The following is a 14,318-nucleotide window of genomic DNA, read 5'->3' as shown; positions in this document are numbered from 1 at the left end:
TATGTTATGCCCTCTAAATCTTAAATTTACGCCGATTAAGGTCTTTAAATTCGTGTAATTTTAACAACTTTGCCTGATTATTTTTGTTCATTGGAAACTTATATACAAGACGTACTCTTTCTGCTTTTTCAGCTTTGTTTTATTGTTCAGCTGTACTACCTGGTAAGCAACCATAGCCGCCTTGCCGGCTACCAGCATATGGATGAGTTACCGCAGGCGCTGATACCTGTTTCTGTAATTATAAGCGCACGTAACGAAGCTAAAAACCTGCAGGAGAATCTTCCGTTTATATTAGAGCAAAATTATCCGGATTTTGAAGTGGTGGTGATAAACGATTGCTCATTTGATACTTCGGATGAAATACTGGAAGATATGCAACAGCGGTATCCGCATCTTAAGGTGGTTACTATAACCGAGCATGACCGGTTTAAAACAGGCAAAAAATTTGCACTTACACTTGGCATAAAAGCATCAAAAAACGAATATTTATTATTCACCGATGCCGATTGTAAACCAGCATCAGCAAACTGGATAGCCCGCATGGCTGTTAATTTTAGTACCAAAGCCGAGATAATTTTAGGGTATTCACCCTATTATAAGGCCGGCAGTTTTTTGAACAGGTTTACCCGTTTCGAGACCATTAAAACAGGTATGAACTATTTGTCGAGTGCTTTAAACAGCGATCCATATATGGGTATTGGCCGTAACCTGGCTTACACAAAAACGTTGTTTTTTAGTGCTAAAGGCTTTGCATCGCACATGCATGTAATATCCGGCGATGATGACCTGTTTGTAAATCAGCATGCCACGGCAGATAATACTATTATAGAAATTCATCCCGAAACCTTTATTTATACCAGTGCAAAAACAACTTTATCATCATGGTTCAGGCAAAAGAAAAGACATGCTGGTGTAGGTAAATTATACAAAAATAAGCACCGCCAAATGCTTAGCTTTGATGCCATAAGCGGTTTTTTATTTTATATATTATTCATACTTTGCCTGGTTTTAAATTATGAGCCCTTATTGGCATTAGGTTTGCTGGCTTTTAGGCTTGTTGTGCAGTTGATAATATACAGTAAGGTATTTAAAAAGCTTGATGGTAAAGATCTTATTTGGTATTTGCCGTTTTTTGACATAATATATTATATGTATTTAAATATATTTGGCTTGGTTGGCGCCTTTTTTAAAACTACCCAATGGAAATAAACGCAAACTTTACCGAGAACGCCAAAAACGATTTTCACCTGGTGGTGAGGGCGCGCACCGGCGATCAGAAAGCGTATGCTGATTTGATGCACCGTTACAAGGATTCGATTTACTTTATGGTGCTTAAAATGGTGAATAACAAAGAAGACGCCATGGACCTAACCGTTGAAACCTTTGCCAAAGCATTTGAAAAACTGGAGAAATACCAGCCGGATTATGCGTTTAGCACCTGGCTATTTAGGGTAGCTACCAACAATTGTATCGATTTTATCCGCAAGAAAAAACTTAATACCCAATCTATCCACGGGATGACCGATGAGGATGGTGATGAAAAGCCGCTGCAGATAAAGGCAGATGTACTTAATCCCGAGGAAACATCTATCAAAAAACAACAAACTCAGGAACTAAAATTACTCATAGAAAGCTTGCCGGCGCGTTACCGCAACCTGATCACTTTACGTTACTTTGACGAGTTATCTTACGAAGAGATTGCCCAACAGCTTGATTTGCCATTAGGTACCGTTAAGGCACAATTGTTTAGGGCCCGGTATTTATTGGGCAACATCATAAACCGCTTTAACAGGGATGACATCTGAGATCGTTTTTAAATATTTTCCAGACCTTACAGATCAGCAACGTGCACAGGTTGAGCAACTGCCCCAAATGTATAATTTATGGAACAGCCAAATCAATGTAATATCGCGTAAAGATATCGATTTGCTGTATGAACGCCATGTTTTACACTCCCTTGGCATAGCTAAAGTAATGTCCTTTTTGCCGGGCGAAACTGTACTTGATGTAGGCACAGGTGGTGGTTTTCCAGGTATCCCATTGGCTATATTATTCCCAAAAACGCGGTTCCATTTGGTTGATTCTATTGGTAAAAAGATAAAAGTGGTGCAGGAAGTAGCCAAAGCTTTGGGCTTAAACAATGTAGAAGCAACACACGCCCGGGCCGAGCAGGTTGACGAAAAGTTTGATTTTGTGATATCGCGCGCGGTAACCCAGTTGAAAGATTTTTATCCATGGGTGCGTACCAAGTTCAATAAGCAATCCAAAAACAAGCTGCCCAATGGTATCCTCTACCTAAAAGGGGGCGATCTTGACCAGGAGATTAAAGAATCTGGCCTTAAAGTGCAGCAATATCACCTTAAAGATTATTTCGGCGAAGAGTTTTTTGAAACCAAGCAGGTGATATATGTAAAGGCCGCGGTTTAATTTTGCTGATTTTGGATTTATGGCATTATTTCTCCTCTCCCTTGTAACACGTTGTGCCAGGCGAAATAAATTTGTTGACGTAAATGAATAACTTTTAGCTGTTATATGGCGTGATGATCATGGCTTTGGTTATTTGTACGCGATGCCGCATAAAATACCAATCCTATTACAAACAGCGCTCCGCCGGCAAAAACCGGTAATTTAAATGTCCAGCTGCCGTTAGGGCCGGTTACAATTGTGCTGCTGCCAGAACTATCTACCAGATTAATAGTTTTTTTGTAGAAGAAGTTGCTGACAATAAAAAGAGCAATACCCACAATGACTAAAGTGATTCCAAACTTTTTCATGATAATTGATTTAAATGACACCCAATTGGTATTATTAAGTCCGCATATCAATTGAGTATTTGATTTTTCAACAAACAGTATGTTTGTTGTGTTTGTACCAAGTTAACTATTTTTTTAATGTTATCCTAAGAAGCGTTTGAAAATAAAAAACTGGTCGTCATTGCGAGTAACCACCAGCCGAGCTGGAAAAAACAGTAATGACATGTATAGGTACCACAATCACCTCATGATCGTCATTGCGAGGAGGTACGACGAAGCAATCCCCAAAATACAGAGCGGATTTGCACAGCTACTCTGTAAATCGGGGATTGCTTCGTTCTTCGCAATGACGGGTAAGAGGGTTATGTGTAAAAAATACATATTGATAATCAATGACTTACGATCATTTCATTATAAGGCACGAAGCAATCCCGAACTATGCAGATCGGATTTGCAAAGCAACTCTGTAAGGCGGGGATTGCTTCGTACCTACCCATGACAAGTTGTAGAATCCCAGACTTACGAAGTTTTAAAAACTTMGTAAGTCTTTCGCCGGTTTGTCATTCCTCTTTCAGAGTTTCGCGAAATTTTACCACAATGACGGTGGATATGTGCTTCGTTAGAAGCCTAAAAACATCTAATAAATCATTTTTTGATAGCTCCTACGGATAATTGAATGAAAAAGGAGTAAAATGAGGGAAGGGATTTATACGGAAAAATGCCGAAGCGGATTTTAGTCCGTTCAGCAATTTTGCCTCATTGGGTTGAGGTTTTTTTATGCGGTTTGCCTTTTATCATAAATGTATTTAATGCTGTGCAGGTACTGCATTTGCCATTAAACTTACTGCTGGATATTATGGTTTTACTTCGGCAGGAGCTACAGCCGGTGCAGGAGTTTCCTTTGCTTTAGGTTCGTCGATAATCATATCAACAGTTTTAACGGGTGCCAATTTTAAATTTAATTTTTTAACCTGTTTTGGTGAAGCTGTCGGCGCGTTAGGCTCGTCAAAAATAACCTTAGCCACTTTAACGGGTGCCAACTTTAAATTTAATTTTTTAAGCTGTTTTGGTGAAGCTGGCTGTGCAGTAGCCGCAGGCGCATCAATAATAATGTCGGCGGTTTTTACAGGCGCCACTTTTAAATTTAACCTTTTTAGCGAAACTGGTTTTGCAGGAGCAGGCATTTCAACAAGGTCTTTTGAATCAACCGGAGGAACCGGTGGCGGCGGTGGCATTTTGTTTATGTCTGCTGAACCAACCGGTGGAACTGGTGGCGGTGGTGGCATTTTGTTAATATCCGCTGAACTAACCGGTGGTGCAGGCGGCGGCGGCGGCAGCTTGTGAAGTTTTTTTGCGCCGGATTTTGGTGGTGCAGGCGGTGGTGGTGGCGGCATTTTATTCATATCGACCCTGGGAGCAGGCGGCATTGGCGGCGGTGGTGGCATTTTAGGAAATATCAGCATCTTAGGAAACGAATAGCCATATTTTTCCTTCAGCATAGCCAGCTCTTCGGGTTTTGCTTTGCTTTTGTAATACTCTTTTTGATCGCCGTTTTTATCGGTAATAATCACCCTGAAATCGGTTTTGTTGTTGATGAGATAGCCTGTTTCTTCGTAATTGTACCCTTTTGCCGTTGTAGCTTTTGTTTTAACCCGGCTCCTGGCAGATGTATCGGCCGCGGTATTTGAGCTTTTAATTGCTGGGGTGATTTTAGTAGCTGCCGGCAAAGCAGTATGCTTTGGTGCAATATCTATCCACCCGTAATTTTTGCTGAATGCTAATGTTGATGCACAAAGCATCCCCGCACATATGGGTACGGCCACCAGGTATTTTAGCCTTGCTAAATTACCCGAACGTTTTTGGTTTAACATAATGATCCTCTTTTTTAACAGGTTATAATTGAAAAATGAATGCGTGATGGACGAGCCGTTGAGCCCGTAAGCATTATCAACCAGGAATGACGAGTAGGCCAGCGCATCTGTTTCATGAGCCGCAGTTTGCTCGTCGGCTATGTACTCGTGTACGGTTTTAAGGCTTATTTGCAACAGGTAAATGACGGGGTTAAACCAGTTAATGATTTTAATAACCTCGATAAAAACAATATCAAACGAGTGTTTTTGGCGGATATGCACCAGTTCGTGCCGGATAATAATATCGCTGCCACCGGTTTTTGTGCCGATAAAGAGGTAATTAAAAAATGAAAAGGCAGTATCTGCATCTTCAATATCTATCAGCTTGTACTTATTATCAATAAGCCTTTTACCTGATGTGGTTAGGTTTACCAGTTTAAACAGTTTAATAACCAGTATCAAAGCCAATACCGATATCCCAATAATGTAAACACTCCATAATGCATTATCCCAAGGGATGTAATAAGCTTCATCTGGTGCAGCGGCAGAACCGGCAGCCACTGTAGTTTGGTAGTTTACCAGGCTAATTTCCGCTGGTTTTAACGCGCCTATCTGGATAACAGGTAACACGAATGATAGCACACAACTTAACAGCAGGTACACGCGATTAAGGGTGTAGTGCGTTTCGTGATTTAAAAACAGGCAGTAACCGGCGTAAAATACAGCCAGGTACAGGTTTGATTCCAGTAGATAATGCAGCCAGTTCATTCGGTTTTGATTTTATGGATGAGTATTTAAAAATCAGAAAATGTTTTAATCTTTTGCGTAACCCACTATCACCACTTCATCTAAACTAACCGCGGTTGAGAAGCTGTTAGATTGTTTGACAGGTGTATCAGCGTTTGCTTTTTGCTTATCAGCAGTATTTGCCTCAGGTAAGTGGGAAACCTGGTTGTTTTTAGCATCCAATAACTGAAACGACACCGGAATTGAATAATGCCCGTTTTTTAAATCAAGTGTGCCGTCATAGGCTTTAATAGCACGTAAAAGTTCTCCGTCCATCACCGGTTCTACACCCCGTACAATTTTAGGATCGGTAATTTTGCCATCAACCACATCAAAGGCTGCAATTACCCTGCCGCCGATGCGGTTATTATGGTCAATTGTAGGGTATCGTACAACTCTTGCCAGGTATTTGGGCAAAACACCGTTAGCCGCGTTGCCTGGTGTGTCGGTTTCTATACCAATTGGCGGGACAGGCGGTGGTGGAGGGGGGAGTTTGGTAGCGTCATTAAGGTTAAGCGGTGCTACAGGCACATTTGGAACTTTTTGATCTGCCATTGTAACCTGTAAGTGTGGATTGCTTTTTTGCGACCTCGCTTTTTGTACGGTAGTTAAAGCTTTGGCTGCCAACGGTTGCTGGTTGTCCTTTGGCGCCAGGTCAATCAGTGCGTAATTTTTGCTGAAAGCCAATGTTGAAGCGCAAAGCATCCCCGCGCAAATGGGTACTGCCACCAGGTATTTTAGCTTTGCTAAATTACCCGAACGTTTTTGGTTTAACATAATGATCCTCTTTTTAAGTAGATTATAATTGAAAAATGAATGTGTGATAGATGAACCGGTAATACCATAAGCATTATTAACAAGGAAAGATGAGTATGTGATAGCATCGGTTTCCTTGTTTGCGGTTTGCTCATCGGCAATGTATTCATGCACTGTTTTAAGGCTTACCTGTACCATGTAAATGATGGGGTTAAACCAGTTGATGATCCTGATAAGCTCTATAAAAATAATATCGGCCGAGTGTTTTTGTTTAATATGCACCAGCTCATGCCTGATAATGATATCGCTCCCGGTGGTTTTTGTGCCGATAAACAGGTAATTGAAAAATGAAAATGCGGTATTTGAGCCATCGATACCTATCAACTTATATTTATCATCAAGCAGCGTATTGCTTCCCCTTGTCATTTTGATGAGCCTGGCTACCTTAATGATGAGTAATAGCGTCATCACTAAAATACCGGTTATATAGATATACCAAACAGCATCCTGCAACGTAAAGTGGCTTAGTTGTGGCTGGTAATTAATAGCTGCCGGGGCAGTAGTTGCATGAGCATTTGGTACCACGGTTATATAAGCTTGTTGCAAAGGTGCGGCCGCGGGCTTTAACGCACCCACCTGGATAAGCGGTAAAACAAACGAGATGACACAGCTTAGCAACAGATAAACCCGGTTAAACGTATAATAAGTTTCCTTATTTAAAAACAGGCAATACCCGGCGTAAAATACCGCAAGGTATATGTTTGCTTCGAGGAGGTAATGCAGCCAGTTCATGATTGTTTTTTGCTTTTTAGGTTATCAATAAGGGACGTTAACTCGTCAAGTTCCTTTATGCTGATTTTTTTTTCGTCGACAATAAATGATACCAGGCTTTGATAGGAGTTGCTGAAATAGTTTTTCATCATCTTATCAAAAGTGAATTTTTTATACTGATCATCGCTGATAAGCGGGTAATAAACATGCGAGTTGCCATAGGCCTTATGATCAATATAACCCTTACCTTCAAGTACCCGTACCACGGTTGATACGGTGTTGTAAGCAGGTTTAGGTTCGGGCATTTGTTCAATAATATCCTTCACAATGGCTTCCTTTAAAGTCCACAGTATCTGCATTATCTGCTCTTCGGCTTTGGTGAGTTCTTTAACATTCATAGCAAACTATTTTTATAGTTAAGTAAAGGTAGAACTATTTTTATAGTTTGCAAACTATTTTTATAGTTTTTTATTCAGATGTGCAGATTTCAGATGTGCAGATGAGGGGAGTAGATGTGCATATATGCAGATTTTGTCTGAACCGGAATTTTTAGAATTCATTGAATTAGTCGAATTTTAAAATTCCGAGAATTCTTTAATTCGATAAATTCCGGTTCAAAAATCTGCACATCTGAAATTTGAAATCTGCACATCTTTTCTGCCTATCTAAAATTAATATTTGCTAATATTTTTAGGATTTGTATATTCGTGGTATTGATAGTGGCGTTTAATTTGCATATCTGCACATCTGAAATTTGCACATCTGTACTTAATCTGCATATCTGAAATTAGAAATCTGCACATTTAAAATGTCTTTACTATATAATACCGCTTTATCATTTGTTAAAAATTTAGGTCCGGTGGCGGCTAAGTCATTGATGGCTTATTTGGGGAGTGCTGACGCGGTTTTTAAATCTTCGCCCGCTAAAATGAGCACGATACCAGGTATCGGCGAAAAAAGAGCCGGTCAGTGGGATTTTAATGAAGCGCTGAGACTTGCCGAAAAGGAACTGAATTTTGTAGACAAAGAGGGGATAGAACTGATATTTTATACCGATGCAAGGTATCCAAAACGCTTAAAAAACTGTGCCGATTCGCCCATACTATTGTATGCTAAAGGGAAAATGGACCTGAATCCGCCACAGGTGATCAGCATAGTGGGCACCCGGAATGCTACTGATTATGGCCGCCAATTGTGCCGGCAGCTTATTGAGGAGTTGCAACAATACAATGTATTAATAGTAAGCGGCCTTGCTTTGGGCATTGATGTAACCGCTCATAGGGAATGCTTGCGATTAAATGTGCCTACAGTAGGTGTGCTGGGGCATGGGCTGGACAGGTTGTATCCCAGCCAAAACCGGGGAACCGCCGATAAAATGCTGGAAAATGGCGGTTTATTAACCGAATATCCATCCGGAACAGTGCCCGACAGGGAGAATTTTCCGCAGCGAAACCGTATTGTAGCCGGTATGGCTGATGCTACGGTGGTGATTGAGGCAAGTTTAAAAGGAGGCGCATTGATAACTGCCGAAATTGCCAATTCCTATAATAGGGATGTGTTTGCTTTTCCAGGCAGGCTGGATGATGTTTATTCGGAGGGTTGTAACTTCCTCATTCGCAATAACAAAGCGGCGTTGCTTACCTGCATGGCCGACCTGGCTTTCAGCCTCGGTTGGGAAAAGGCCGACAATACCAAACCCGTTGAACAGTTTATGTTACCGTTGGATCTGTCAGCTGATGAACGCTTTATTTTTGATATTTTACAGGAAAACAAAATGCCTTTGGCTATAGACGAACTTACCATAAAAGCCAATATGCCTATGAGCATTTTGGCTATGAACCTGCTTAATATGGAAATGCAGGGGTATATCAGGTCGTTACCGGGGAAAACTTATAGGGTGAGTTAGTAGGTAGTTCAAAGCCTTGAGTCTGAAGCCTTAAGTCCGAAGTCTTGAGTCTGAAGATCAAAACTGTGGCTGCTTAATACTTTATATGGAGTTTATTWATTAATCTCCCATAAATTGATTAAATATATTGAAAGTCAATCTGTTAGCTTTGGGCTTTGTGCATCCTGCTTTTAGCTTCTTATCCCTTAGGTGAATCAAAAAAGCTTAAATGTCCATCTTCTTCGCTGATGGATTGCCAGTTATCGTTATCAAAGGTGATGAGGGCTACCGCACAGGTAGGCATTTCGCGAATTTGGCTTGTGAGGTAGTGCAGAACCTGGCTGATGCCGGGGTTATGACCTACAATTCCAATAAAATCATACTTATTTGGCAAGTCGTTAATTACTTTTATCCAGGTTTTTTCGCCGGCTTCATAGATCCTTTTATCGGTACCTGCTTTGGGTAATTGCAGGTGTTTGGTAAAAATATCAGCTGTTGTTTGAGTACGTAACGCCGGACTGGTGATAATGGCCTGTGGACTAATAGATTGCCCTTTTACAATTGATGCCATCAGTTCTGCATCGTCCTTGCCCGATTGTTTTAATGGTCGTTCAAAATCAACATAACCGGCTTCGTGGGTTGCTTTTGCGTGGCGAATCAGGAGTAGTTTTTTCATGATTTAAATAAAGGAGAGGCTTATATCTCTTTTTTAAAATTAAGTATATAATGATGCATTTTGTTTCTTTGTCTACTCAAAAAATTAAAAAATAAATCCTACTGAAGCGCCACAAACACGGGTTTTAAATTTGTTGCCCAAAGCATCGGGGGCTATGTTTGATAATCCGAGGTCRTAATTTAAATTAAAAAGTAAGCCTCCTTTTAATTTAATACCCGCTATAGCATCGGCTCCATACTCGTCAGACCGGATATCGCCATTATCGCCAAACGTAATTTTATCGTTTGATGAAATCATCGTATGCGTGCCATTATTGTTGTTATCGGCCGATAGTTTCTTTTTTCCATACACACCCATGCCCACAAAAGGACCTGCACCAACATAAAACTCGCCAACCACAAATGGAATGTGATATACAATATTTAAAGGCACCTGTACATAGTATAAATTGTATCTGGTGGTAACCTCGCTTTTTGAACCATTTGGAAATGTACCTGTAAAACCATTAAATGTACCGCCTTTACCGGTAAAGTTAACAGCAGGTTGTAACGAAAAATGGCCCAGTTTAACATCGATAAAAACACCAACATTAAATGAGGTAACCGAACCCGAATTAGCAATTGTATTTGTACCTGCTATTACATTAGCCTGTGTACCGGAGGCCTTGAGCGTTGCAAAATTTGYGCCCCCTCTGATACCGATACTGGGTAATTGAGCAAAAGCTGTAATAAAGGAAGTCGTTAAAAGTAGGGTAATTAAAAGTTTTTTCACTTGATTTTGGTTAGGTTGAAATTTAACAAATGTATAAAAATCAATTAATCAAAAAGAAAGAGTCAATAGCTACTTATCACAATATAATTTTAGATGCTTTGATAAAATGTTAAAACACAAAGCCAGCCGAAATCCCAAACGTCCGGTTTTTGGTATTACCGTCATTTGATATGTTTGATAAACCAAGATCGTAATTTAGGCTTATAAGTAAACCTGTATTAAGTTGAAAGCCAGCTATAATATCGGCGCCAAAGTCAGTTGTTTTAAAATCGCCGTTGCTGCCAAACTTTACATCCTGGGATTTTGAAGTTGCTGAAGTTGAATATTTTATTTTTCCCGATGTACCAACTGAAGCATAAGGACCCGCCCCTAAATACAGGTTACCAATTACAACCGGTAAGTGATAAACTATGTTCATTGGCACCTGGAGGTAATATAACTTTACTTTTTCGGTAACATCTATACCATCTGCTGGTAACCCCTTATAAAAAGTTTGCCCGCCTTTGCCAGTAAAATTTACACCCGGCTGGTACGAAAAATTACCAAATTTGAAATCGATAAAGGCCGCAACAGAAAATGTGGTTAGCGTGGAAGAGATAATATAGGGATCGTTGTTTTGAGACGATGTGCTTAATTTGGAAAAATTAACCCCTCCTTTAATACCAAAGCCCGGTAATTGTGCAAAAGCGGTAAATGAACCGACGACTAAAAACAGGAAAAGGAAAAGTGTTTTCATTGATAAGGTTTAAAATATTACAGTAGATAATATGAAACTATTACGAATGGCTGATTAATAATATAACAGCTACTAATAATTAAGATAGGGTATTACTTGTTTACAAACTCAATAATCCCATCCACAGGCATATCATTCATGCATTTAAAATGCCCGAGTGGGCATTTCTCCAACCCAAATTTGGAGCATGGACGACAATCCAAATCAATACCTGCAACCAGTACATCCTTAACCATATAAGGCTGTACACCCAATAACTCCGGCACAGTGCCACCCCAAACAGATACTATGGGTTTGTTAAAAGCCTCTGCAATGTGGGTGAGGCCGGTATCAAAACCAATGATGCTTTCGGCTTTTGACACCAGGAAAACAGATTCATCAAGCGAAGTTATGCCGCAAGCATTATAAACCGGAGCGCCTATTGCTTCGGCAATAACATCACCATTAGCTTTAACATCCTTACCGCCCAACAATACAACCGGTAATTTTAGCTGACTGCAAATACTGATGATCTTTTCATTTGGCATCCGCTTGGTAAAATGTGTTGCCCCTATGATGAACGCTATGTAGCCGTTTTGGTGCGATGCCGGCAATAATTTATTAAGCTGATGCTCGGCTTTGATGTAGTAATCAATAGGTTGGCCATCATTAACAACTCCTAAAGGTTTCGCTGCTTCAAGGTAACGGTCAACCAAATGGGTAGGGGGGATCAGCTTTAATTTAAATTTTAAACTAAGCCACTTTTTAATGGGTTGCTTTTTATAGGTGGTTGATTTTATACCAGTGCGCAGTTTAATAATAGTGGTGCGCAGGTTATTATGCAAATCAACAATATGATCGTATTGCTCTGCCTTTAGCTCGTTTATGGTATCAGTAAGCGAGGGTTTTAGCAGCAGCAGTTTATCAACATAAGGATTGTTATCGTAGATATATTTAAAGGCAGGCTTGGTTAAAAAGTGCACTTCGGCATTGGGGACCTGTTTTTTGAGGCAGCGCACAACTGGGGTAGTATATATAATATCGCCCATCGAGCTAAAACGGATCACCAGTATCTTCATGTTGATGTGCTTATCAGGTAATCTGGTTCCTGATTTTATTAATTATAGAAGTAGATGAATAGCCCTCCACAAAATTAATGGTTTTTACCTCGCCGCCATTGGCTATCACTTCCTTTGCACCAACTATGTTGTCAATAGAATAATCAGCACCTTTTACCAAATAATCGGGTAGTAAAGTGCTGATCAGGTTCAGTGGGGTATCCTCCTCAAATACAACAATCGCATCTACAAAAAATAGGGCGGCCAGGATGGCAGCGCGGCTACTCTGGTCATTAACGGGCCTGTTTTCGCCCTTTATTCTTGTAACCGAACTATCTGCATTAAGCCCGATAACGAGCTTATCACCCAGTTCGGCGGCTTTTGCCAGGTAAGTTATATGGCCGATATGCAAAAGGTCAAAAACGCCATTGGTAAAAACCACTTTTTTACCTTCAATTGCCCAGTTTTGCCGCTTCATCTTAAGCGAAGCTAAATCGCTGATCTTATCGGTAATTGTTTTTTCTAAATCGATTCTCATTAATTTTTTTTTGTAGAGACGCATATTTGCGTCTTATTTAACATATCAAACGGGAAACACAAATATTGCGTTCCTCCTGATTTTTTAATCAAACAAGTCATCAACTGCCTGGCACATAATATGGCCTATCAGTATATGCATTTCCTGGATGCGGGCGGTAGTGCTTGATGGTATTACGATATTAAGATCGCAAAGACCATTCATTTTACCACCATCCCTACCCGAAAGACCTAAAGTTTTACAACCATATTTGGTTGCGGTTTCAAAAGCATTCAAAATTCCCTGGCTGTTTCCGCTGGTCGAAATCCCGATAAACAGATCGCCCGGGCGGGCAAATGCTTCTACCTGGCGCGAAAATACCCTATCATAGTGGTAATCGTTTGCAATAGCCGTAATTGCCGAAGTATCAACGGTTAACGCTATACCCGGAAAAGCCTTCCTTTCTTTCACAAACCTGCCGGTCAATTCGGCCGCAAGATGTTGTGCATCTGCAGCGCTGCCGCCGTTACCGGCAAACAATACTTTATTGCCGTTTTTTAAGGTAGTGGTCATCATTTCACAGGCAGTTTCAATATCGCCTGTAAGCGTATCAATTACCTGTTGAATAGTATTCTGATGATCTTTAAGTTCGTCTAAAACCATTTTATAGTTTTATTTTTTTTATAATGTGTGTTGGCGCTATTGTCCTTTGTCTTTTTTTGTCCTTACTCCGCAAATCAGCCTTTCTCCATGTCTTTTACTATTTCGTCAATAGTAGTGGTAGCGCTGCCTACTTGCCTTATAACTATGGCAGCAGCATGGTTGGCCAGTTCGCAGGCTTCCTCAACCGTTAGCCCGGCTGCTATAAAATAAGCCATTGTTGCCAGTACTGTATCGCCGGCACCGGTTACATCAAATACTTCGGTGGCTTTTACCGGTAATAGCTTATGTGTTAACTCACTCAGTATAACCATACCTTCTTCGGATAGAGTAACTACTATATATTCTGTGCCGGTTTGTTCAAATATAACCTTCGCTGCCTGTTGTAAGCTTTCCAGCGAATTAATCTTTTCGGTTTTAGCTGCTTCGGCCAGTTCCTTACGGTTGGGTTTAATGATGAAAGCGCCTTTATATTTTTCGTAATTTAAACCCTTGGGATCTATTACTACTTTCTTGCCATGTTTATTGGCTTCAATGATAATCTTTTGAGTTAAGGATGGCGAGAATAAACCTTTATTATAATCGGATAACACTACCATATCCGCCTGCTCAATATAAGTTGCTAATTTACCAATCAATTCATCTTCAATAGCTAAAGAAACTGCATCGGTAACCTCTCTATCCACTCTCACCAACTGATGGCTACCAGCCAAAACCCTGGTTTTAACGGTAGTAGGACGACTACCATCTTTAATAATGGTATGAGTTTCTACACCTTCTTCTGTTAATATGTCTATAACCTGCGACGCTGAGGTGTCGTCGCCAATAACACCAGCCACGGTTACCTTTGCACCCAGTGATACCAGATTTTGTACTACGTTACCCGCACCGCCAAGGGTATATGTTTCTTTTTTTACATTTACAATAGGCACTGGTGCCTCTGGCGATAGGCGGGTGGCGCCGCCAATAATATAATGATCTATCATTAAATCGCCTATTACTAATATAGCAGGTTTGGCATTTGATGATTGTATTGAACGTATTTTATCTATCATTCTTGTTTAGTCATTAGGCCATTGATCATTTAAGTGATTGGATTTTTATCCTTTTTCTTTCAATC

The 14,318-nt window shown here is 40.3% G+C and carries 15 protein-coding genes; 4 read left to right on the top strand and 11 right to left on the bottom strand.

The window, feature by feature from the left end; translation table 11 throughout:
- Positions 1-90 precede the first annotated feature (90 nt).
- Genes AC1DO4_RS09385 through rsmG form a run of 3 tightly spaced genes read left to right on the top strand, consistent with a single transcriptional unit; the run spans position 91 to position 2,427 of the window.
- Complete coding sequence (locus AC1DO4_RS09385; protein WP_477415120.1) at positions 91-1,209, top strand: glycosyltransferase; 1,119 nt, start codon at positions 91-93, stop codon at positions 1,207-1,209.
- Entirely contained in the window at positions 1,200-1,805 is a 606-nt protein-coding gene (locus AC1DO4_RS09380) for an RNA polymerase sigma factor (protein WP_477406245.1), read from the top strand. Before AC1DO4_RS09385 ends, AC1DO4_RS09380 begins: the two co-directional genes overlap by 10 nt.
- Positions 1,795-2,427: a 16S rRNA (guanine(527)-N(7))-methyltransferase RsmG gene (rsmG, locus tag AC1DO4_RS09375; RefSeq protein WP_477415118.1), complete on the top strand. Its 633-nt coding sequence runs from the start codon at positions 1,795-1,797 to the stop codon at positions 2,425-2,427. Before AC1DO4_RS09380 ends, rsmG begins: the two co-directional genes overlap by 11 nt.
- Positions 2,428-2,528: 101 nt before the next feature.
- On the opposite strand, the gene AC1DO4_RS09370 is transcribed toward rsmG, so the two are convergent.
- The 4 genes from AC1DO4_RS09370 to AC1DO4_RS09355 form a co-directional block, all read right to left on the bottom strand.
- Positions 2,529-2,774: a hypothetical protein gene (locus AC1DO4_RS09370; RefSeq protein WP_477415116.1), complete on the bottom strand. Its 246-nt coding sequence runs from the start codon at positions 2,772-2,774 to the stop codon at positions 2,529-2,531.
- 833 nt (positions 2,775-3,607) lie between these two features.
- Positions 3,608-5,371, bottom strand: coding sequence for a M56 family metallopeptidase (locus AC1DO4_RS09365; RefSeq protein WP_477415114.1), 1,764 nt, complete (start codon positions 5,369-5,371; stop codon positions 3,608-3,610).
- Positions 5,372-5,416: 45 nt separating this feature from the next.
- The gene (locus AC1DO4_RS09360) at positions 5,417-6,937 is read right to left on the bottom strand and encodes a M56 family metallopeptidase (protein WP_477415111.1); all 1,521 of its coding nucleotides are present in this window, start codon (positions 6,935-6,937) and stop codon (positions 5,417-5,419) included.
- The gene (locus AC1DO4_RS09355; RefSeq protein WP_477415109.1) at positions 6,934-7,314 is read right to left on the bottom strand and encodes a BlaI/MecI/CopY family transcriptional regulator; all 381 of its coding nucleotides are present in this window, start codon (positions 7,312-7,314) and stop codon (positions 6,934-6,936) included. Before AC1DO4_RS09355 ends, AC1DO4_RS09360 begins: the two co-directional genes overlap by 4 nt.
- Positions 7,315-7,724: 410 nt before the next feature.
- Between AC1DO4_RS09355 and dprA the strand changes: the two genes are divergently transcribed.
- Positions 7,725-8,822 carry a DNA-processing protein DprA gene (dprA, locus tag AC1DO4_RS09350; RefSeq protein WP_477415107.1) on the top strand — a complete coding sequence of 366 codons (1,098 nt, stop codon included), beginning with the start codon at positions 7,725-7,727 and terminating at the stop codon, positions 8,820-8,822.
- A 178-nt stretch (positions 8,823-9,000) separates the two neighbouring features.
- On the opposite strand, the gene AC1DO4_RS09345 is transcribed toward dprA, so the two are convergent.
- From AC1DO4_RS09345 to rfaE1, 7 genes are all read right to left on the bottom strand, one after another.
- A complete protein-coding gene (locus tag AC1DO4_RS09345; RefSeq protein ID WP_477415105.1) occupies positions 9,001-9,477 on the bottom strand; it encodes a SixA phosphatase family protein in 477 nt (158 codons plus the stop codon).
- Positions 9,478-9,561: 84 nt separating this feature from the next.
- On the bottom strand, positions 9,562-10,248 hold the full coding sequence (locus tag AC1DO4_RS09340) for a porin family protein (protein WP_477415103.1): 687 nt from the start codon (positions 10,246-10,248) through the stop codon (positions 9,562-9,564).
- 109 nt (positions 10,249-10,357) lie between these two features.
- Positions 10,358-10,984, bottom strand: coding sequence for a porin family protein (locus AC1DO4_RS09335; RefSeq protein WP_477415101.1), 627 nt, complete (start codon positions 10,982-10,984; stop codon positions 10,358-10,360).
- A gap of 92 nt (positions 10,985-11,076) precedes the next feature.
- A complete protein-coding gene (locus AC1DO4_RS09330; RefSeq protein ID WP_477415099.1) occupies positions 11,077-12,042 on the bottom strand; it encodes a glycosyltransferase family 9 protein in 966 nt (321 codons plus the stop codon).
- A gap of 13 nt (positions 12,043-12,055) precedes the next feature.
- Positions 12,056-12,559 carry a D-glycero-beta-D-manno-heptose 1-phosphate adenylyltransferase gene (gene rfaE2 / locus AC1DO4_RS09325; protein WP_477415097.1) on the bottom strand — a complete coding sequence of 168 codons (504 nt, stop codon included), beginning with the start codon at positions 12,557-12,559 and terminating at the stop codon, positions 12,056-12,058.
- Positions 12,560-12,643: 84 nt separating this feature from the next.
- Positions 12,644-13,201, bottom strand: a complete 558-nt coding sequence (gmhA, locus tag AC1DO4_RS09320; RefSeq protein ID WP_477415095.1) for a D-sedoheptulose 7-phosphate isomerase — start codon at positions 13,199-13,201, stop codon at positions 12,644-12,646.
- 74 nt (positions 13,202-13,275) lie between these two features.
- Positions 13,276-14,253 (bottom strand): D-glycero-beta-D-manno-heptose-7-phosphate kinase, encoded by a 978-nt coding sequence (rfaE1, locus tag AC1DO4_RS09315; protein ID WP_477415093.1) that lies wholly within the window; start codon positions 14,251-14,253, stop codon positions 13,276-13,278.
- Positions 14,254-14,318 lie beyond the last annotated feature (65 nt).

The organism is Mucilaginibacter sp. P5_A6 (genome assembly GCF_056400585.1).
Note: the sequence above shows the minus strand (reverse complement) of the source record. Positions and strands in the feature narration are given on the sequence as shown.

Excerpts from the sequence above, each read along its gene's own strand:
- dprA (WP_477415107.1), top strand. The coding sequence starts at position 7,725 with ATGTCTTTACTATATAATACCGCTTTATCATTTGTTAAAAATTTAGGT.
- AC1DO4_RS09345 (WP_477415105.1), bottom strand. The coding sequence starts at position 9,477 with ATGAAAAAACTACTCCTGATTCGCCACGCAAAAGCAACCCACGAAGCC.
- AC1DO4_RS09370 (WP_477415116.1), bottom strand. The coding sequence starts at position 2,774 with ATGAAAAAGTTTGGAATCACTTTAGTCATTGTGGGTATTGCTCTTTTT.
- rfaE1 (WP_477415093.1), bottom strand. The coding sequence starts at position 14,253 with ATGATAGATAAAATACGTTCAATACAATCATCAAATGCCAAACCTGCT.
- AC1DO4_RS09360 (WP_477415111.1), bottom strand. The coding sequence starts at position 6,937 with ATGAACTGGCTGCATTACCTCCTCGAAGCAAACATATACCTTGCGGTA.
- AC1DO4_RS09330 (WP_477415099.1), bottom strand. The coding sequence starts at position 12,042 with ATGAAGATACTGGTGATCCGTTTTAGCTCGATGGGCGATATTATATAT.
- rfaE2 (WP_477415097.1), bottom strand. The coding sequence starts at position 12,559 with ATGAGAATCGATTTAGAAAAAACAATTACCGATAAGATCAGCGATTTA.
- AC1DO4_RS09355 (WP_477415109.1), bottom strand. The coding sequence starts at position 7,314 with ATGAATGTTAAAGAACTCACCAAAGCCGAAGAGCAGATAATGCAGATA.
- AC1DO4_RS09380 (WP_477406245.1), top strand. The coding sequence starts at position 1,200 with ATGGAAATAAACGCAAACTTTACCGAGAACGCCAAAAACGATTTTCAC.
- rsmG (WP_477415118.1), top strand. The coding sequence starts at position 1,795 with ATGACATCTGAGATCGTTTTTAAATATTTTCCAGACCTTACAGATCAG.
- AC1DO4_RS09365 (WP_477415114.1), bottom strand. The coding sequence starts at position 5,371 with ATGAACTGGCTGCATTATCTACTGGAATCAAACCTGTACCTGGCTGTA.
- gmhA (WP_477415095.1), bottom strand. The coding sequence starts at position 13,201 with ATGGTTTTAGACGAACTTAAAGATCATCAGAATACTATTCAACAGGTA.
- AC1DO4_RS09335 (WP_477415101.1), bottom strand. The coding sequence starts at position 10,984 with ATGAAAACACTTTTCCTTTTCCTGTTTTTAGTCGTCGGTTCATTTACC.